The sequence below is a fragment of the Streptomyces sp. RPA4-2 genome (genome assembly GCF_012273515.2).
In the GTDB taxonomy this organism is placed as follows: Bacteria; Actinomycetota; Actinomycetes; order Streptomycetales; family Streptomycetaceae; genus Streptomyces; species Streptomyces kaempferi.
This window is the reverse complement of record NZ_CP050975.2, coordinates 4,913,986-4,930,504: the sequence shown is the minus strand read 5'-3', so window position 1 is coordinate 4,930,504 and position 16,519 is coordinate 4,913,986. Positions and strand designations below refer to the sequence as shown.

The 16,519-nt window shown below is 72.6% G+C and carries 19 protein-coding genes and 1 pseudogene; 10 read left to right on the top strand and 10 right to left on the bottom strand.

All coding sequences use genetic code 11. From position 1 onward, the window contains the following. Window positions 1–22 precede the first annotated feature (22 nt). Entirely contained in the window at window positions 23–415 is a 393-nt protein-coding gene (locus HEP85_RS21560; protein WP_153289487.1) for a molybdopterin-binding protein, read from the top strand. Window positions 416–453: 38 nt separating this feature from the next. Here HEP85_RS21560 and HEP85_RS21555 read toward each other — a convergent pair whose 3' ends face one another. The 3 genes from HEP85_RS21555 to HEP85_RS21545 all read right to left on the bottom strand — a co-directional run bounded on the left by HEP85_RS21555 (window position 454) and on the right by HEP85_RS21545 (window position 3,273). Then, window positions 454–1,638 carry an NAD-dependent formate dehydrogenase gene (locus tag HEP85_RS21555; RefSeq protein WP_168529181.1) on the bottom strand — a complete coding sequence of 395 codons (1,185 nt, stop codon included), beginning with the start codon at window positions 1,636–1,638 and terminating at the stop codon, window positions 454–456. A 106-nt stretch (window positions 1,639–1,744) separates the two neighbouring features. Further along, window positions 1,745–2,680: a LysR family transcriptional regulator gene (locus HEP85_RS21550; protein ID WP_168529180.1), complete on the bottom strand. Its 936-nt coding sequence runs from the start codon at window positions 2,678–2,680 to the stop codon at window positions 1,745–1,747. A gap of 107 nt (window positions 2,681–2,787) precedes the next feature. After that, window positions 2,788–3,273: a molybdopterin-dependent oxidoreductase gene (locus HEP85_RS21545; protein ID WP_248002028.1), complete on the bottom strand. Its 486-nt coding sequence runs from the start codon at window positions 3,271–3,273 to the stop codon at window positions 2,788–2,790. Window positions 3,274–3,447: 174 nt separating this feature from the next. Between HEP85_RS21545 and modA the strand changes: the two genes are divergently transcribed. From modA to HEP85_RS21530, 3 genes are all read left to right on the top strand, one after another. Continuing rightward, window positions 3,448–4,290, top strand: coding sequence for a molybdate ABC transporter substrate-binding protein (gene modA, locus HEP85_RS21540; RefSeq protein ID WP_168529178.1), 843 nt, complete (start codon window positions 3,448–3,450; stop codon window positions 4,288–4,290). A gap of 110 nt (window positions 4,291–4,400) precedes the next feature. Beyond that, complete coding sequence (gene modB / locus HEP85_RS21535; RefSeq protein WP_248002504.1) at window positions 4,401–5,174, top strand: molybdate ABC transporter permease subunit; 774 nt, start codon at window positions 4,401–4,403, stop codon at window positions 5,172–5,174. Beyond that, window positions 5,171–6,436, top strand: coding sequence for an ABC transporter ATP-binding protein (locus HEP85_RS21530; protein ID WP_329289236.1), 1,266 nt, complete (start codon window positions 5,171–5,173; stop codon window positions 6,434–6,436). The genes modB and HEP85_RS21530 overlap by 4 nt, the downstream gene beginning before the upstream one ends. Window positions 6,437–6,469: 33 nt before the next feature. On the opposite strand, the gene HEP85_RS21525 is transcribed toward HEP85_RS21530, so the two are convergent. Continuing rightward, window positions 6,470–7,486, bottom strand: a complete 1,017-nt coding sequence (locus HEP85_RS21525) for an FkbM family methyltransferase (RefSeq protein ID WP_168529176.1) — start codon at window positions 7,484–7,486, stop codon at window positions 6,470–6,472. Window positions 7,487–7,799: 313 nt separating this feature from the next. Between HEP85_RS21525 and HEP85_RS21520 the strand changes: the two genes are divergently transcribed. Beyond that, a complete protein-coding gene (locus tag HEP85_RS21520) occupies window positions 7,800–8,222 on the top strand; it encodes an ATP-binding protein (RefSeq protein WP_248002027.1) in 423 nt (140 codons plus the stop codon). A gap of 237 nt (window positions 8,223–8,459) precedes the next feature. Here the strand turns inward: HEP85_RS21520 and HEP85_RS21515 are convergent, their stop codons facing one another. Further along, complete coding sequence (locus HEP85_RS21515; protein ID WP_168529175.1) at window positions 8,460–8,738, bottom strand: SCO5918 family protein; 279 nt, start codon at window positions 8,736–8,738, stop codon at window positions 8,460–8,462. A gap of 236 nt (window positions 8,739–8,974) precedes the next feature. Beyond that, complete coding sequence (locus tag HEP85_RS21510; RefSeq protein ID WP_010986199.1) at window positions 8,975–9,178, bottom strand: cold-shock protein; 204 nt, start codon at window positions 9,176–9,178, stop codon at window positions 8,975–8,977. A 697-nt stretch (window positions 9,179–9,875) separates the two neighbouring features. Between HEP85_RS21510 and HEP85_RS21505 the strand changes: the two genes are divergently transcribed. Together HEP85_RS21505 and HEP85_RS21500 are read left to right on the top strand one after the other, a co-directional pair. After that, window positions 9,876–10,139 carry a hypothetical protein gene (locus HEP85_RS21505; protein WP_329289233.1) on the top strand — a complete coding sequence of 88 codons (264 nt, stop codon included), beginning with the start codon at window positions 9,876–9,878 and terminating at the stop codon, window positions 10,137–10,139. Window positions 10,140–10,245: 106 nt separating this feature from the next. Continuing rightward, the gene (locus HEP85_RS21500; RefSeq protein WP_329289231.1) at window positions 10,246–11,076 is read left to right on the top strand and encodes a hypothetical protein; all 831 of its coding nucleotides are present in this window, start codon (window positions 10,246–10,248) and stop codon (window positions 11,074–11,076) included. Between the two features lie 94 nt (window positions 11,077–11,170). Here HEP85_RS21500 and HEP85_RS21495 read toward each other — a convergent pair whose 3' ends face one another. Then, window positions 11,171–11,449 (bottom strand): ribosomal protein L7/L12, encoded by a 279-nt coding sequence (locus HEP85_RS21495; protein WP_168529174.1) that lies wholly within the window; start codon window positions 11,447–11,449, stop codon window positions 11,171–11,173. A gap of 10 nt (window positions 11,450–11,459) precedes the next feature. Then, window positions 11,460–11,936, bottom strand: coding sequence for a MarR family transcriptional regulator (locus tag HEP85_RS21490; protein ID WP_329529131.1), 477 nt, complete (start codon window positions 11,934–11,936; stop codon window positions 11,460–11,462). Window positions 11,937–12,007: 71 nt separating this feature from the next. Between HEP85_RS21490 and HEP85_RS21485 the strand changes: the two genes are divergently transcribed. Continuing rightward, window positions 12,008–12,811, top strand: a complete 804-nt coding sequence (locus HEP85_RS21485; protein WP_168529173.1) for an alpha/beta fold hydrolase — start codon at window positions 12,008–12,010, stop codon at window positions 12,809–12,811. Here HEP85_RS21485 and HEP85_RS21480 read toward each other — a convergent pair. Beyond that, window positions 12,778–13,539, bottom strand: a complete 762-nt coding sequence (locus HEP85_RS21480) for a L,D-transpeptidase (protein ID WP_168529172.1) — start codon at window positions 13,537–13,539, stop codon at window positions 12,778–12,780. The two genes, HEP85_RS21485 and HEP85_RS21480, sit on opposite strands and share 34 nt — an antisense overlap. 133 nt (window positions 13,540–13,672) lie before the next feature. Continuing rightward, window positions 13,673–14,143: pseudogene (locus tag HEP85_RS21475) on the bottom strand (SigE family RNA polymerase sigma factor); the annotation flags it as partial. Window positions 14,144–15,000: 857 nt separating this feature from the next. Here HEP85_RS21475 and HEP85_RS21470 point away from each other — a divergent pair. Beyond that, a complete protein-coding gene (locus tag HEP85_RS21470) occupies window positions 15,001–15,531 on the top strand; it encodes a sigma factor-like helix-turn-helix DNA-binding protein (RefSeq protein ID WP_248002026.1) in 531 nt (176 codons plus the stop codon). Continuing rightward, window positions 15,528–16,286, top strand: a complete 759-nt coding sequence (locus HEP85_RS21465) for a hypothetical protein (RefSeq protein WP_329526981.1) — start codon at window positions 15,528–15,530, stop codon at window positions 16,284–16,286. Before HEP85_RS21470 ends, HEP85_RS21465 begins: the two co-directional genes overlap by 4 nt. Window positions 16,287–16,519 lie beyond the last annotated feature (233 nt).

Here is a 16,519-nt window from a genome sequence, read left to right as displayed (position 1 = left end):
TCGCGTGCCTATGTTGGCGCGCATGCAGTCCTACACCATCGGCCAGGCCGCCCGGCTGCTCGGCGTGAGCCCGGACACCGCGCGGCGGTGGGCGGACGCCGGGCGCATCACCACGCGACGCGACGAGGGCGGGCGGCGTGTCATCGACGGACGCGATCTCGCGGCCTTCTCCGTCGATCTGGCGAAGACCGGCGAGGAGGACGAGACCTCCTACACCTCGGTGCGCAACGCGTTCCCCGGCATCGTCACCGCCGTCAAGCTCGGTGACGTGGCGGCCCAGGTGGAGATCCAGGCAGGCCCGCACCGGCTGGTCTCCCTGCTGACCCGGGAGGCCGTCGAGGAACTCGGCCTGGAGGTCGGCATGGAGGCCACCGCCCGTGTGAAGTCCACCAACGTGCACATCGACCGCACGTAGAGACAGGGGACGTCGGGGGGGGCGGTGGCCCCGCGTTCTCAGGACGTGGTCGTCGGGGCCGTCGCCGTCGCCGTCGAATAGGAGTGCGCCCCCGTGCCCGCGAGCCCGCCGCCGTCGACGATCAGGTACTCGTCCCGGATCGGTGTGCCCTCCAGCCACGATTCCAGGATCTCGCGGGTGCCCGCCGCGTAGCGGGCCTGCGCGGAGAGCGAGGAGCCGGAGATGTGCGGGGTCATGCCGTGGTGCGGCATGGTGCGCCAGGGGTGATCGGGCGGCGCGGGCTGCGGATACCAGACGTCACCCGCGTATCCGGCCAACTGACCGCTGCGCAGGGCCCGTTCCACGGCGTCCCGGTCCACGATCAGGGCCCGCGCCGTGTTGATCAGATACGCGCCGCGCTTCATCGTGGCGAGCAGCTCGTCCCCGAACAGCCCCTCCGTCTCCGGGTGCAGGGGCGCGTTGACGGTGACGACGTCGCAGTGCGGCACCATGTCCGCGGTGGTCGGGTGGAAGGTCAGTCCGAGTTCCCGCTCGACCGCCTCCGGCAGCCGGTGCCGGTCGGTGTAGTGCAGTTTCACGTCGAAGGGCGCCAGGCGGCGCAGTACCGCGAGCCCGATGCGCCCGGCGGCGACCGTACCGACGTGCATGCCCTCCAGGTCGTACGAACGGGCCACGCAGTCCGCGATGTTCCAGCCGCCGTCCAGGACGACCTGGTGCGAGGGCAGGTAGTTGCGGACGAGGGAGAGCGTCATCATCACCACGTGCTCGGCGACGCTGATGCTGTTGCAGTACGTCACCTCGGCCACGGTGACGCCGTGCTCGATGGCCGCGTCGAGGTCGACGTGGTCGGAGCCGATGCCCGCCGTGACCGCCAGCTTCAGGTTCTTCGCGGCGGCGATCCGCTCGGGGGTCAGGTACGCCGGCCAGAACGGCTGCGAGATCACCACGTCCGCGTCGGGAAGTTCACGGTCGAAGACCGAACCGTCGCCGTCCTTGTCGGAGGTGACGACCAGGGTGTGTCCGCGTTCCTCCAGGAAGCGCCGCAGGCCCAGTTCGCCCGTCACGCTGCCGAGCAGATGGCCGGGGGTGAAGTCGGTCGCCTTGGGGGTGGGTGTGGTCTGCCCGCCGGGATAGTGGTCGATGGCGGGCAGGTCGTCGCGGGCGTACGTCGTCGGGTATCCGTCGGTCGGGTCGTCGTACAGCACACAGAGCACCTTGGCCATGGCGCGGCTCTCCTCAACTCCGGTTACGGAAGGTTCCCTTCACCATCCTCGGGGTCGATTCCGCAGGTCAAAGCGAACGTCGCTATGCGGAGATAGCCGACGGCTATCAACTCCGGCCGCCGCCCAGGTAGCTGGTCAGCAGGGCGTCCAGCGCGTCCCGCACGCCCGCCTCGCGCGCCACCTTCAGCAGGGCCTCCGCCAGCACGGACGGAGGGTCGTCCCGCGCCACCACGAGCCCCACCCGCGGTCCGTGCGCGGGCCCTTCGAGCGGCACCACCCGCATGCCCTCCGGTACGCCGAACATGTGGAGCCACGCATGGGAGATCACGCTGGACCAGCGGCCGTTCGGCAGCTGCGCGTACAGCCCGGCGACGCTGTCGGACTCGATCGTGGGCACGGCCGTCGCACCGTCGGCGGCGAAGCACTCGTCGATGATGCGCCGGTTGCGCATCCGGGGATTGAGCAGGCACAGCGGCAGGTCCGCCGCCCGTGACCAGCGGGCCGTCGACGCCGTGGCCAGCGGGCCGTCCACCGGCGTCAGCAGCACGTACCGCTCCTCGTACAGCGGGAAGCGCCGTACGTGCCGCAGCCCGTCGTCGTCGAGATACGTCATCGCCGCGTCCAGCTCGAACTCGGCGAGCCCGTGGGTGATGTCCGCGGACGACAGGGACTCGAGGCTGACCCGGGCGCCAGGGTGGCGTTCGCAGAACGGGGTGGTCAGGAGCGAGGCGGCCGGCAGGGCGGTGGGCACGATGCCCAGACGCAGGGTCCCGGTCAGGCCGCCGCGCAGCGCCGACAGTTCCTGGTGCAGGGCGTCGCGTTCGGCGAGGATGCGGTGCGCCCAGGCCAGCACCACCTCGCCCTCCGGGGTCAGCCCCTCGTACCGCCGTCCCCGGCGCACGATCGGCACGCCCAGTTCGTGTTCGAGGCGGCGGATCGCGGCGGACAGCGAGGGCTGCGAGACGAAGCAGGCCGCCGCCGCGCGGGCGAAGTGCCGCTCCCTGGCCAGCGCGACCAGGTACTCCAGCTGACGCAGCAGCATGCGCGACCTCCCGCGAACGGCGACCCGTCGACTGCCGACCGCCGACCGCCGACCGCCGACCGCCGACCGCCGACCGCCGGCGGGTCAGGGTCGCAGACGGGTTCGCCTCACGTCCATGGACGGGAGGGACCGTAGCGGCCGTCCACGTGGATGGTGTCGATGCCGCTGATGTGCCGCGCACCGCAGCGGTCCTGGGGCAGCACGAGCTGGGGGCCCGCCCGGTCCAGCGGGTCGCCGTCGATCCCGACCGCGAGGAGGACCGGGGCATCGGCGAAGTCGGGGTCGATCTCGGCCCAGGTGAGCAGCGCGTGGTGGCCGTCCGCGCCGCCCACGGCGATGAGGAAGCGCAGGCGGTCCTTGCGGCGGGCGGGGTCGAACCCGGGACCGGCGTCACGCAGCACGTCGTGCAGCAGCGGGCCCTCGAAGCGGTGGTGCTGCACGCCGCTGGTGGCGCACTCGAAGCTGACCCGGGCCCGGTGCTGGGGCCACGCCAGCAGATCGGGCACGGTGAGCCGGGCCGGGCGGGCGAGGTCCCCGGTCAGGGAGACCGACGCCGGCGAGTACGCGGGCGGATGTGTCAGGGACCGGCTCACTGGGCACCACCTCCCGGAAAACGTACCCAGAGCACCGTCCCGTACAAACGCACATGCGGACACCCGGTCCTTGATCGTGCGGCTCATGCGATGCGACAGGAGACTTATGGCTCGCATCTGCGAAAGTATGATCGGCGTAAGCATGCCTGAGGCCTCCGAGGGAGTACACCCGTGATGACCCGATCCGCGAGCCGGACCCGCCGCACCGGCCGGATGCTGCAGGTGGCCGGTGTCGGCGCCGCCGCGCTGCTGGCCCTGAGCGCCTGCTCCTCCGACTCCGACAGCTCCACGAAGTCCGACGGCCCGACGAAGTCCGGTTCCTCCGCGAAGTCCGACAAGCTGTCGGGCACGGTGACGGTGTTCGCCGCCGCCTCCCTCAAGGAGAGCTTCACGACCCTGGGCAAGGACTTCGAGCAGGCCCACCCGGGTACGAAGGTGACCTTCAACTTCGGCGGCAGCGACACGCTCGCCGCCGGCATCACCGGAGGCGCCCCGGCCGATGTGTTCGCCGCCGCGAGTCCGAAGACGATGGCCATCGTGACGGACAAGAGCGACGCGGTCGGCACTCCGGCCGTCTTCGTGCGCAACCAGCTGGAGATCGCGACGCTGCCCGGCAACCCGGACAAGGTCGCCTCCCTCAAGGACCTCACCAAGTCCGGCCTGAAGGTGGTGCTGTGCGACAAGACGGTGCCGTGCGGCGCCGCCGCGCAGAAGGCGCTGGACGCCAGCAGCCTCAAGCTCACCCCGGTCTCCTACGAGCAGGACGTCAAGAGCGCCCTGACGAAGGTGGAGCTGAAGGAGGCCGATGCCGCGGTCGTCTACAAGACCGATGTGAACGCCGCGGGTGACAAGGTGGAGGGCGTGGAGTTCCCCGAGTCGGCCAAGGCCATCAACGACTACCCGATCGTCCTCCTCAAGGACGCGCCCAACGCGGCCGCGGCCAAGGAGTTCATCGCGCTCGTGCAGTCCCCCGAGGGCCAGAAGGTACTGACCGCGGCCGGGTTCCTCCAGCCGTGACCGAGCCGGGCCAGGCGGACGCCGAGGTTCTCTCGCGGGGCGACGCTCCCGACGACGGACCTCGGCGGCCGCGTGCCCGGTCGCGTGTCCGGCGGGGTGTCCGCGGCGGGGTGCCGCTGCCGCTGCTGCTGCCGGCCCTCGTCGGTCTGGCGTTTCTGCTGCTGCCGCTGCTCGCCCTGCTCGTACGGGCTCCCTGGCGCGGCCTGCCGGACCTGCTGACGAGCACCGAGGTGTGGCAGGCCCTGCAGCTCTCCCTGGTCTGCGCGACCGCGGCCACCGGCGTGAGCCTGGTCCTGGGCGTGCCCCTGGCCTGGCTCCTCGCACGCACCGACTTCCCCGGACGGGGCTTCGTCCGCGCGCTGGTGACCCTGCCGCTCGTCCTGCCGCCCGTCGTGGGCGGTGTGGCGCTGCTCCTGGCGCTGGGGCGCAACGGTGTCGTCGGCCAGTTGCTCGACGCCTGGTTCGGGATCACGCTGCCGTTCACCACGGCGGGGGTGGTGGTCGCGGAGACGTTCGTGGCGATGCCGTTCCTGGTCATCAGCGTGGAGGGCACGCTGCGGGCGGCCGACCCGCGGTACGAGGAGGCGGCCGCGACGCTCGGCGCCTCCCGGTTCACCGCGTTCCGCCGGGTCACGCTGCCGCTGATCGCGCCGGGCATCGCGGCGGGCGCCGTCCTCGCCTGGGCCCGCGCGCTCGGCGAGTTCGGGGCGACCATCACGTTCGCGGGCAACTTCCCCGGCCGTACGCAGACCATGCCGCTCGCCGTCTACCTGGCCCTCCAGAGCGACCCCGACGCGGCGATCGCGCTGAGCCTGGTGCTGCTCGTCGTGTCGATCGCGGTCCTCGCCGGACTGCGGGACCGCTGGATGACGGGGGTGTCATGACGGGCGTGAACCCCGCGACCGGGGAGAACCCGGCGCCAGGGAACGGGCCGGCCGCGGAGGGCGGCCGCGCTCCGGGCGACGGGCAGTCCTCCGGCAACGGCCCGACACGGACCGGGCGTCCAGGACCGGACCGGGAACCCGCGCCGCTCCAAAAACCCGTACCGGACCACGGCCCGGCGCCGGTCAAAGGCACCGCCCCGGCCGGGGACACCGCAGCCGGGCAGGGCCTCGACGCCCGGCTCGTCGTCGACCGCGGCACCTTCCACCTGGACGTGACGCTGAGCGTCGCCCCCGGCGACGTGGTCGCGCTCCTCGGGCCGAACGGCGCCGGGAAGACCACCGCGCTCCGGGCCCTGGCCGGTCTCACCCCGCTCTCCCACGGCGGCCGGCTCCGGCTGGACGGCGTCCGGCTGGACCGTACGCCGCCGGAGTCCCGTCCGGTCGGCGTCGTCTTCCAGGACTATCTGCTCTTCCCGCATCTGACGGCCCTGGACAACGTCGCGTTCGGGCCGCGCTGCCAGGGCGTGCCGAAGGCGGAGGCACGGGCGCGGGCCGCCGCCTGGCTGGACCGGATGGGCCTGGCCGACCACGCCGGCGCCAAACCGCGCCGGCTCTCCGGCGGCCAGGCACAGCGCGTCGCCCTCGCCCGCGCGCTGGCCATCCGCCCCCGGCTGCTCCTGCTCGACGAGCCGCTCGCCGCGCTCGACGCCCGTACCCGACTCGACGTGCGCGCCGGACTCCGGCGCCATCTCGCCGAGTTCGAGGCCGTGGCCGTGCTCGTCACCCACGACCCGCTCGACGCGATGGTGCTGGCCGACCGGCTGGTCGTCGTCGAGCACGGCCGGGTGGTCCAGGAGGGAACCCCCTCGGACATCGCCCGCCACCCGCGCACCGACTACATCGCCCAGCTGGTCGGCCTCAACCTCTATCGGGGCAGGGCCGAGGGCCACACCGTACGGCTGGACGCGGGCCCGGCGATCACCACCACCGAGGAGCTGGCCGGCCCCGTCTTCGTGGCCTTCCCGCCCGGCGCCGTCACCCTGTACCGCGACCGGCCGACCGGGTCCAGCGCGCGCAACCTGTGGCAGGGCGAGGTCGCGGGTCTGGAGACGCACGGCGACCAGATCCGCGTGGACCTCACCGGTGAACTCCCGCTGGCCGCCGACCTGACGACCGTCGCCGCGGCCGAACTCGGCCTGCACACGGGCGCACCGGTCTGGGCGACGGTCAAAGCCGCCCAGACACACGCGTATCCGGCGTAGCACGTGCGGCGCCGGTGCCGTGACCGGCGCCGGTCACGCGGACGTGGCCTCCGGCACGGCGTCGGCACGCACCATCACGCAGTCGAACTCGACGACCCGGCCGGTCGTCTCCTCACGCGTCACCGGGTACATGCCCGTGATCTCGAACCCGGCCTCCTCGTACGTGGCGATCGCCTCCCGCATCCGGGGGCTGCCCTCGTAGAGCCGCAGCGCGGCGACCTCCGACTGCATGCCGACGAAGTCCGCGATCCGTTCGCCCGCGCCGGCGAACACCTCCAGGTCGTAGCCCTGGGTGTCCATCTTCAGGTAGGGGCGGGGGTCGGTGATGCCGTCCAGCGCCTTCTCCAGCATCCCGTCCAGCCGGCGGATCTCGATGTCCTCGGTACGGGTCTTGGCGAACCGGAGGTAGCGGTCCTTCCCGTAATCACTGGGCGGAAGAAGGGAGTTCATGGTGTTCCAGCCCACGTGGATGGACTGCGCGGAGTCCTCACGCCCCAGCCCGACGTTGAACACCTGCCAGTCGTCGTCCTTCTCCGCGGCCCGCTCCAGCTTCTCGAAGGCGTCCGCGGTGGGTTCGAAGGAGACGATGCGGCCGGTGTAGCCGAGCCTGCGCAGCCGCCGACCGTACTGGCCCGCGTTGGCACCCACGTCGAAGACGCAGTTCACCCGGTACTTCTCCAGCAGGGCGGTCACGTGCTGGGTGCACAGATACTCGGCGGCCGCGATCTGGAAGCGGCGCTCGTCGGCCGCCGACGCCGTCTCGTCGACCAGCAGCCGCCCGCCGGACTCACCGAAGGGCACGCTTCCCCAGGCGTCGCCCTGCGCCGAGGACTCCCGGGCGACCACCCACATGTCGGCCTTCTTCTCCGGCCCGACGGCCGTGACCTCGTAGCGTCCTTGGCCGCGGGCGATCAGATCGGCCGTGCGCCCCACGGGCACGCGGGTGCGCCTGCCGCGTCGGTAGACCACCGCCGCGCCCGAACCGAGGTCGAGAACCTGCACGCCTATCCGGGGGAGCAGACCGAGCATTCTTCTGTAAAGGGTCGGCATCCCCACACCCTTGCAGAATCATGTGGGGAAAGGGAGTTGCCCGAACAACTTTTGCGCGGACGAACACTTGATGACAGGCGTCGGCATCGGTCCGGCGCGATCGCCCCACCCGCACCCCCTCGCACGGGGAGAACGTCCGTGACCGTCTCCTGTACACCGTTGGCGGGTTTGTGACCCCGATCGCCGGTTGCCGATCGCCGGGGGCGGGCATCACCCGGGGGCAGGACCGCCGCGCGCCGTTTCGCGCGGGGCCCGGCCGGCGGGGGTCCGGCCGCCGGGTACCTGGTGTCCTGGGAGGGGAAGTGAGGTTGTCATGCGTGCGCAGCAGCGCGCCGTCCGGCAGACCGCCCGCGTGGAGTACACCCTGCCACGCACGGCCGTTTCGGCAGGCAGGGCCCGTAGGTTGACATCGGCGTTCCTGACCCGGCCGCGTCCGCGGACGGTGCCGCCGACCGCCGACCAGGTCGACGACGCCACGCTCATCGCGTCCGAACTCGTCGCCAACGCCGTCCGGCACGGGCGTACCGGCTGCCGGCTGCGTCTACAGGTGGGGCACGGGGGCGAAGTGACCGTCGAGGTCCACGACGACAGTCCGGGCCGGCCCCGGGTCGGTCTGGTGGACACCGACGCGGAGAGCGGCCGCGGTCTCGCGATGGTGCAGCACCTCGCCCACCGCCTGGAGGTCGTCAGCACGGGCATCGGCGGCAAGACGGTCCGCGCGGTCCTGGCCGTGTAGCCCCGGCCCCGGCAGGCGTCGCCCGTCCGCTGGACCATGTACCGCGCCGCGTACCGCCCCATGATCCGAACGACTGGCTCCGAGGGCTGTCCCGCTGTGGCCGCGCGAGCAGGACCTCAAAACCCGGGGAAACGCAAACGCCCCGGGAGGAGACACCGGGGCGGTCGACCGCGCGGGTCGGGCGGCCTTCGCGAGAGGCGCCGGAAGACTGGACCCGCGAAGGCGGCGGGACAGGGACTAGGCGGGTTCGGCCCAGCTGGGTACGGCGGTACGGGCCGGCGCGGCAGCGGGCCGGCACGTGAAGCCGAGCCGGGTGAGCGCACGGGCCACCTCGGCCTCGGTGAAGTCACGACGGTCCTGCCTGGTGATGATCTCGCCGACCTGCTTGACGGGGTAGGCGTGCGGGCCGACGAGCACGGACGCGCCGGTGACGGACTCGGGCTCGACGCCCGCCATCGAGTGCTCGACCTCGCTCTTGATGAGGTCGAAGGGGAATCGGGCGATCACACAACGCATGGTGCCTCCGCGGGATGAAGTTTCGTGGCCCGGAAACTGGGCGAGGCGGGCCGGAAAGTGGGCACGGCGTACAGAAAATTCGCCGGAAATTCAATCCGGGACGAAACCAGCCGGAGGACGAAGCCGGGGAACGAAACCAAAAAAAGCAGGTGGCCGGGGCCCGCACCTCAGGGTGCAGGTCCCGGCCACCTGTAAGCGTCGGCCGACTCAGAAGTCAGGCGTCAGCAGGTCCCGGACTAGGCGGGGACGATGTTCTCCGCCTGGGGGCCCTTCTGGCCCTGCGTGACGTCGAAGGTCACCTTCTGGCCTTCCTGGAGCTCACGGAAGCCCTGGGTGGCGATGTTCGAGTAGTGGGCGAAGACGTCGGCGCCGCCGCCGTCCTGCTCGATGAAGCCGAAGCCCTTTTCCGCGTTGAACCACTTCACGGTGCCAGTAGCCATGTCAATCTCCTTCGGGGCAAAGCTCGAGGACCCACACTGTGCGGGTCCGCGTCGCCGCGATGTTGCCCCCTCCGGATAAAACCGGAAATTCAGAAGCGACCGACCGGTATGGACCGGAAAGACGCTCCAAGACTTTGGGAACCACAACTGCAACTGATATCGACACTAGCACGCCACGGCTCCGGAAGGGTGGCGCACTATCTCACCGCACTCCGGGGAATAAGGAACTGCCCCCTCGGCCGAGGCATTTTCTATCGCGGCCATGACAGATATTCCACGCCCTCCCGCACCGGATCTCCCGTGCCGGGCCGGTTCCCCCTTACGGACGGCTCGCGGAGCCGGGCCCTGCGGCGCTGCGCGTCGTCGGGGCGGCCCGCCGCCGTGACGACACGGCGGGCGCGCCCGGCCCGGCGTGTCGCGGTCGGCGTGTCGCGGTCGATGTGTCACGGCCGGCGGCCGTGACGCCGGCGGCCGAAGAGATCGCGCCGCACGACACCCCGCACCCGCGCGGCCCGTCACCCCACTCCCGCTCCCGCTCCCGCCCTCGCCCTCGCCCCGAGTTGCCGCCACGCGACGACCGGTGTGCTCTGGAGTCCGGCCACCGGCCGCCCGGCCGACAGACGCACCTCGTACGGGTCCCGAGAAGGGACGCACCTCGTACGACAGGGGGACGGCCCCGTACGACGCAGGAGGGCGCATGACGAGCGAGCCCGGTGCGGTGTCCGAGACCTTCGCGTTCGCGTGCCGGAGCTGCGGGCACACCTGGGAGGCGACGTTCCAGGTCATGTTCTTCACCGATCCGACCGACGCCGCAGGCCTGCACACGCAGGAGTACGTCGACGAGGACGGCGTCGCGATCAGGTCGCCGCTGACCGACGCCGTGTGCACGCGGTGCGGAAGCCGCCGGGTGCGGGTGACGACGCCGGGCGCCGGGCGGCCGGCGCACGACCCTGCCGGCTGACGTCCGCGCGGCGGGTCACCCGGACGGGCCCGGTGCGCTGGTGGTGCGCCGCACCCGGTGGTGGCGTGGACGGAGACATCGCGCCCGCCGTCAGGAGGCCTCCGCCGTGAACCGTCCGCCGCACCGCCCCGCCTCCGTCCGCCCGCCGTCCCCGGTGCCCCGGCTGCTGGTCTGCGCCCTGACGGTGGGCGTGCTGTGGTCGGCGGCCGCGTGCTCGAACGACGGCGGCGGCGGCCGTACGGTCCCCGCCTCCCCGCTGGCCAAGGTGGCGCCCTCGTCCACCGCCACGCTCACCGAGGCCCAGGCCAGGACCGCGCTGATCACCAACGCGGACCTGCCGTCGCAGTGGACGGGGACGTCGGGTGCGGCGACCTGGCGGGACGGCCTGCTCAAGAGCAAGGTCGACGCGGCGGGCTTCGGCACGGACAAGAACGCCGCCGCCGACTGCCAGAAGCTGCTCGACGGCCTGTACGCCGAAGATCTGCTCGGCCCGGCGAAGGGGACCAAGGCCGTCACCGGTTTCGACGACAGCGACAACCAGGCGCAGATGCACTACCAGGTCGCCGAGTACGGGCAGGCGGAGCTGAACAGGCAACTGGCGTGGGTGGCCACGCTGCCGCAGAAGTGCGCCGAGTTCACGGCGGTCGACGGGCAGGGCGGTCAGCAGAACGTCCAGGTCGTCTCGACGCAGTTGCCCGACGAGGGTGACGCCCGGCAGGGGCTGATGCTGACCATGAACGGACAGCTGGACGGCGAGCCCTCGACCCTGACCCTGGACATCGCCGCCGTGCGGGTCGGCGACAGCGCCCTCTTCCTCACCAACGGCGGTCTGGACGGCGCCGAGTCGGACTCCACCGCGCAGGCCGTCCAGCAGGGCACCTCGCGGCTTCGGCAGGTACTCGAGGGAAAGACACCCGCCGCCAGCCCGACGAACTGACGGACCGCGGCTCAGGGGCCGGGGCCGGCCGGGATGCGCGTACCGAGCCGGTCGGGCGTTCCATCCGCTGCGGGCGCACCAGGCGCACCGAGCGCTATTCCATCCGCTCGACCGCGTCCTTCGCCTCCTTGAGGCCCACCCCCGTGAACTCCCGGTACTCCTTGATCGCCTGGATCTTCTTGCCGTCCCGTACGAGCGCGGCCACCTGCTCCAGCTCCGGTTCGGTCTGCTGGATGCCCAGGTGGTCGAGGATCAGGTCGAGTTTGCGCTCGACGCGGGCGATCCTGCGGTCGGTGCGGCCCAGCCTTCCCTCCAGCCCCGCGTAGGTCGCGAAGACGATCATGACGAGGACGAAAAAACCGAGTATTCCCATGGGCCCGATCCTATGAAAGCGCCCCGCCGTCCACGCCCAGACGGCGCAACAGGCCCAGCAGTGTGACCCGTTCGTCCTCGTCGAGCGGCGCGAAGGACGTGGCGAGCACCTCGACCGCGACGGCACGCCCCGCCTCCAGGGTCCGTTCGCCCGCCTCGGTGAGGTGGTGCTCGATCCGGCGGCCGTGGCCGGGGCGCCGCTCGACGAGGTGCTGAGCGGCGAGCCGGCCGGCCAGCGTGCCGAAGGACTGGTCGCCCTGGAAGGTCGCCACGGCCAGTTCGTGCGCGGAGGCACCGGGCGACCGGCCGATCGCGCGCAGCGCGTCCCACTGGGCGAGGGTCGTACCGACCGCCGCGAGGCGGGTGTCGAGCGCCCGGTGATGCCGGTACTGCGCCTCCTTCACGGCCCGCCCCAGCGTTTCGAGGTCGACCGCACCGCCGACGTGACCGTCCACGCGTTTCTCCTCCTCAGTCGTGCCACGAGTCATGCCACTCATGTCACGATCCTAAGGCCTCGAATACGGTTGCGTATATACGCATACGTAGATACGGTGGGCGCATGACCGACACCAGGACCCGTACCGTCCGCACCCGCCCCGACCTCCCGCTCACCCTCACCGAGAGCGGCCCCGAGGACGGCCCGCTCGCCCTCGTCCTGCACGGCGGTGGCGGCCCCGCCACCGTGCGGGGCATCGCCGCCCATCTGGCCGCCCGCATGCGGGTCGTGGTGCCCACGCACCCGGGCTGGAACGGGACCGAGCGGCCCGACTGGTTCACGGGCGTGGACGACCTCGCTCTCGCCTACCTGCACTGGCTCAAGGACGAGGGCCACCGCGACGTCCTCGTCGTGGGCTCCTCCCTCGGCGGCTGGACCGCCGCCGAGATGGCCTTCCGCGACGACGGCGACCGCATCAGCCGCCTCGTGCTCGTCAACTCCGCCGGCGTGGACGTACCGGGCGAGCCGGTCCGCGACATCTTCGCCCTCGACCCGCGTGAGATCGGCACGTACTCCTTCCACGACCCGGCCCGCTTCGCCGTGAACCCCGCCACCCTCACCGAGGAACAGATCACCGCCCAGAAGGCCAACATGGTGACGTTGCGGACCCTGTGCGGCGACCCGTACATGCACGACCCGAAGCTCCTGAACCGTCTCGGCCGGATCCGGGTCCCGGCGCTCGTGCTGTGGGGCGAGAGCGACCGCATCGTGACGCCCGCGTACGGGCGGGCGCTCGCCGCGGCGTTCGCCGACGCCCGGTTCGTGTCCGTGCCCGAGGCCGGCCATCTCCCGCACATCGAACAGCCCGCGGCGACGTTCGGCGCCCTCGACTCCTACCTGGACGGGATGGCTGTGGCGGCGGGCTGACGGCCCGACGAGGGACGCGCGTCCGTGCCACCGGTGGCCGGGGGGACGGTGTCCACCGCCGCCTCGGACGGCCCGGAGACCGTGTCCCCGATCTCGACGATCTCGACCACCGCGCCCAGGTCCAACTGCCCGTACAGCCACTGCGCGTCGGCCGACCGCAGCCCGATCCAGCCGTCCGTGACGTCGTAGTTGCCGGGGGCCTTCTGGTCGGCGGAGAGGGCGCCGACGAAGTTCGTCGTCCCGTCCGCGGCGCGCAGTTCGATCACCCAGGGCACCTTCAACGCATAGACGTCCTTCGGGCCCACCTCCAGGGCGGGCACCACCCGGACGTCCCGCTTCGCCACGACCGTCATCCGGCCCGTCGGCGTGGGGCGGCCGGGCATGCCCGCGGAGACCGGCATGTCGCGGCCCGCTGCCGTCAGCACCCGGCGGGCGAGATCGACGGTGGCGCCGACCGCGACGGGCGTACGGGACGGGGCGGTGTGACTCGCCGCCGGGGACGGACGCTCCCGCGTCCCGCCGTCACCGAGATGCAGGGCCAGCAGCAGCGCCAGGCTCGCCGCGGCGCAGGCACCGGCGACGGAGGCGGTCACGGCCGTGCGGCGGCGGCGCCGTCGGCGTACCGCCCGCAAGCGGATCCCGGCCCCGGACACCGGCGGCGGCGTCTCACCGGAAGCGGCCAACTCGCGCAGGTCGGAGGCGAGTTCGGAGGCGAGTTCATCGGACACGGTCGTCCTCCCTCCTCCCCTCGTCCGCGGCGTCGGCGTCGGCGGCCGAGGCCGCCGGGCCGGCGGAGCGCTTCGCGGTGTTCGCCCGCCGCCCTCCGTGCGCCTTCTTCCCCCGGTCGGCGGCCTCCCACTCGTCCGCCGCCAGTTCCCGGGCCAGTGCCGTCCGGCCGCGGGACAGCCGGGCCTTGACCGTGCCCACGGGGGCCCCGGTTTCGGAGGCTACCTGCTCGACGCTGAGGTCGCACAGATGGTGCAGGACCAGCGCCATCCGCTGCGCCTCGGGCAGCGTGCGCAGTGCGGCGACCAGCGCCGTGCGCTCGGGATCGGGCCCCGGAGCGTGCTCGGGCGGCGGGGTGCGGCGGACGAGCTCCAGCCAGCGGCGCGCGCGACGCCAGCGGCTCACCGCGAGCCGCATCGCCACGGTGCGGATCCACGCCTCCGGGGCCCCCTCGGCGAGGAACTCCCGCCGCCGGTCCCAGGCGCGGACGAACGCCTCCTGGACGACGTCCTGCGCCTCGCCGTGGTCCCCGGTGAACGCGAAGAGCTGTCCCGTCAGCCGGGGGAACGCGGCGGCGTAGAACGCGTCGAACTCTTCCTCGGTCATTCCTCCCGCAGCTTCCTCGGTCGTGCCCCCGCCGGAGATCCCGGAATTTCCGCGGCCCCGTGCAACCCGGCGGAACGTGCCGTGCGTACAGGTCCCGTACGCCGCACATCGAAACACACCACAGGGGGAACACAATGACGAGCGGAGTCAGGAGCCGTCGCCGCGCGGCCGGTTGGCCGGTGGCCGCGGTGTGCGCGCTCGCCCTCACCGGATGTCCGAAGGGGCCGACGGTGAGCGCCGCGGACACCGAGGCCGGCGCGGCGGCGAAGCGGGCCCGGTGTCCTCGCCCCACCACCCCACGGCGGCGCCCGCCGGGGCCGAGCCCCTCGGGGGGCTGCCCCGCGCGCACATCGACATCGCCGGCGGGCAGACCGTGCGCGTCGGCCTACCGGTATCCGTCACCTTCGGCCACGCGATACGGGCGGCCGAACGTGCCCGGAGGGAGCGCCGGTTGACGGCCGCAACGCCCGTCGAGGGCTCCCCGAGCCGGGGCGGGGACCGCGATCCGCCGGAGGAGAAGCGGGTCGACGCGACCAAGGTCCTCATGAATTCGCGGACCGTCGGCCACGGCGACGGGAACGCGAGCTCGGCGCGGTGCCGGGCGGGCGGCGCGCTCAAGTGGCCCCGCCCGACGCCTGATCAGCCAAAGCCACACGCCACCAGAAGAGTTGTCCGCTCATGAAGGCCCACGACACCGGGGACGAGGTCCACTCCCGGTTCGGGCCGCGCTGAATCCGCGGGCGGGGGAGCCGAGTTGTTCAGGTCCCGACTCCCCCGCACCGCACCTCCCCCACGTACCCGACTCCGAGGGACCGCCGGCCGTGCCCCACACCTCATCCGACGCCTCATCCGACGCCTTGTCCGCCATACCCGCCGGTGAAGGCGGCGTCACCGCCGCACCCGGCCGTGGAGGCGACTTCACGACGTACGCCACCGCGGCCTGGCCCCGCCTGGTCCGCACCGCGCACCTGCTCACCGGTGACCTCCAGGAGGCCGAGGATCTCGTCCTGGCCACGCTGGCCCGGGTCCGCACCCGCTGGCGGCGCATCCCGCGCGACGACGTCGCCTTCTACGTACGGCGCGCACTGGTCGAGCACCATCTCGGCCGTACCCGCAGGAGACGCGTCACGCGTCTGCCGGCGCCCTTCCTGCCCGCGCGGCCGAGACGGCCCGCTCCCGCCGCGCTCGCCACCCTCACGGTCCTCACGGCGCGGCAGCGTGCCGTACTCGTGCTGCGCTACGGCGACGGGCTGAGCGAGGCCGAGACCGCCCAGTTGCTCGGCTGCGCCGGCGGCACGGTCCGGACGCTCGCGCGGCGCGGTCTGGAGGCCCTGCGCGCCGATCCCTCCTTCGTTCTTCGCCACCCCGTCCCCGGAGCCCGTCCATGAAACGTCATCGCAGGTCCGCAGCCATGGCGGCCGAGGCCGGTCGGCTGCGCGAGATATTCGCCGAGGCCGCCTGCGACGTGACTCCCTCGCCCGTCCCGCTGGCCGCCGTCGAGCGGGCCGCCCGCCGGCGCCGGCGGCGCCGCGCGGCCACCGTGGCGGGTGCCGCCTTCGCGTTACTGGTGGTCCCGGCGGCCGCGGTGGCGCTGCGCGCGGGCTTCGGCGCGGGAGCGGACGCGACGCGGGTGACGGGGCCGTCCGCCGCGCCCCGGGGGACGGTACGGGTCGTGACGCCCGGGGAACGCGTGCGGATCGCGTCCGGCATCAAGGTCTGGCTCACCGAGGACGGCGGGCACTGGAACTCGCCCTGGAGTTCCGCACCGCTCTTCCGCGGCGTCAAGGACGACGGCATCGACATCGGCACACCCGGCGTCACCCTCCAGGAAGAGGGCGTCGGCGACAACGGCTACTTCGTGTCCGGCATCTACCACGGCAAGGGGGACGCGGCGCGCGTGCGGATCGAAACCACGGCGGGCGACGTCGACGGCACGGCACTCACCCTCGCGGGCAGCCCGCACTGGGGAGTCTGGTACGCGCTGGTGAGGCCACCGAAGACGCAGGAGACACCGAAGACGCGGGAGGTGCTGGGGATGCCGGGGCTGCCGATGAAACGGCGGTTTCACGGCGGTCCGACGAAGAGAGTCACGGTGTACGACTCCGCGGGCAGGGTGATCGCGACCATGGAGTTCGCGACGTGAGCGGCGGGAACGGCGGGAACGGCGAGAACGGCGAGAACGTCAGGAGCACGGGCACGAGCCGCCCCTGGCGGACCGGCGCCACGGACGTGGCCGGATGGCCGCGCGCGGGCATCCGCGGGGACGGGAGGCCGGACGGGAGGCCTCGCGGGAACAAGGATCGGGACCGGGGCCCGGACCCGGCCGAGGACGCGAGCACGGGAACGGGCACCGGCACCGGCACGAGCACCGACCCG

Bases quoted from the DNA above. Each gene is read 5' to 3' on its own strand.
- HEP85_RS21560 (WP_153289487.1), top strand. From the start codon at position 23: ATGCAGTCCTACACCATCGGCCAGGCCGCCCGGCTGCTCGGCGTGAGC.
- HEP85_RS21555 (WP_168529181.1), bottom strand. From the start codon at position 1,638: ATGGCCAAGGTGCTCTGTGTGCTGTACGACGACCCGACCGACGGATAC.
- HEP85_RS21550 (WP_168529180.1), bottom strand. From the start codon at position 2,680: ATGCTGCTGCGTCAGCTGGAGTACCTGGTCGCGCTGGCCAGGGAGCGG.
- modA (WP_168529178.1), top strand. From the start codon at position 3,448: ATGACCCGATCCGCGAGCCGGACCCGCCGCACCGGCCGGATGCTGCAG.
- HEP85_RS21530 (WP_329289236.1), top strand. From the start codon at position 5,171: ATGACGGGCGTGAACCCCGCGACCGGGGAGAACCCGGCGCCAGGGAAC.
- HEP85_RS21525 (WP_168529176.1), bottom strand. From the start codon at position 7,486: ATGCCGACCCTTTACAGAAGAATGCTCGGTCTGCTCCCCCGGATAGGC.
- HEP85_RS21520 (WP_248002027.1), top strand. From the start codon at position 7,800: ATGCGTGCGCAGCAGCGCGCCGTCCGGCAGACCGCCCGCGTGGAGTAC.
- HEP85_RS21515 (WP_168529175.1), bottom strand. From the start codon at position 8,738: ATGCGTTGTGTGATCGCCCGATTCCCCTTCGACCTCATCAAGAGCGAG.
- HEP85_RS21510 (WP_010986199.1), bottom strand. From the start codon at position 9,178: ATGGCTACTGGCACCGTGAAGTGGTTCAACGCGGAAAAGGGCTTCGGC.
- HEP85_RS21505 (WP_329289233.1), top strand. From the start codon at position 9,876: ATGACGAGCGAGCCCGGTGCGGTGTCCGAGACCTTCGCGTTCGCGTGC.
- HEP85_RS21495 (WP_168529174.1), bottom strand. From the start codon at position 11,449: ATGGGAATACTCGGTTTTTTCGTCCTCGTCATGATCGTCTTCGCGACC.
- HEP85_RS21490 (WP_329529131.1), bottom strand. From the start codon at position 11,936: ATGACTCGTGGCACGACTGAGGAGGAGAAACGCGTGGACGGTCACGTC.
- HEP85_RS21485 (WP_168529173.1), top strand. From the start codon at position 12,008: ATGACCGACACCAGGACCCGTACCGTCCGCACCCGCCCCGACCTCCCG.
- HEP85_RS21465 (WP_329526981.1), top strand. From the start codon at position 15,528: ATGAAACGTCATCGCAGGTCCGCAGCCATGGCGGCCGAGGCCGGTCGG.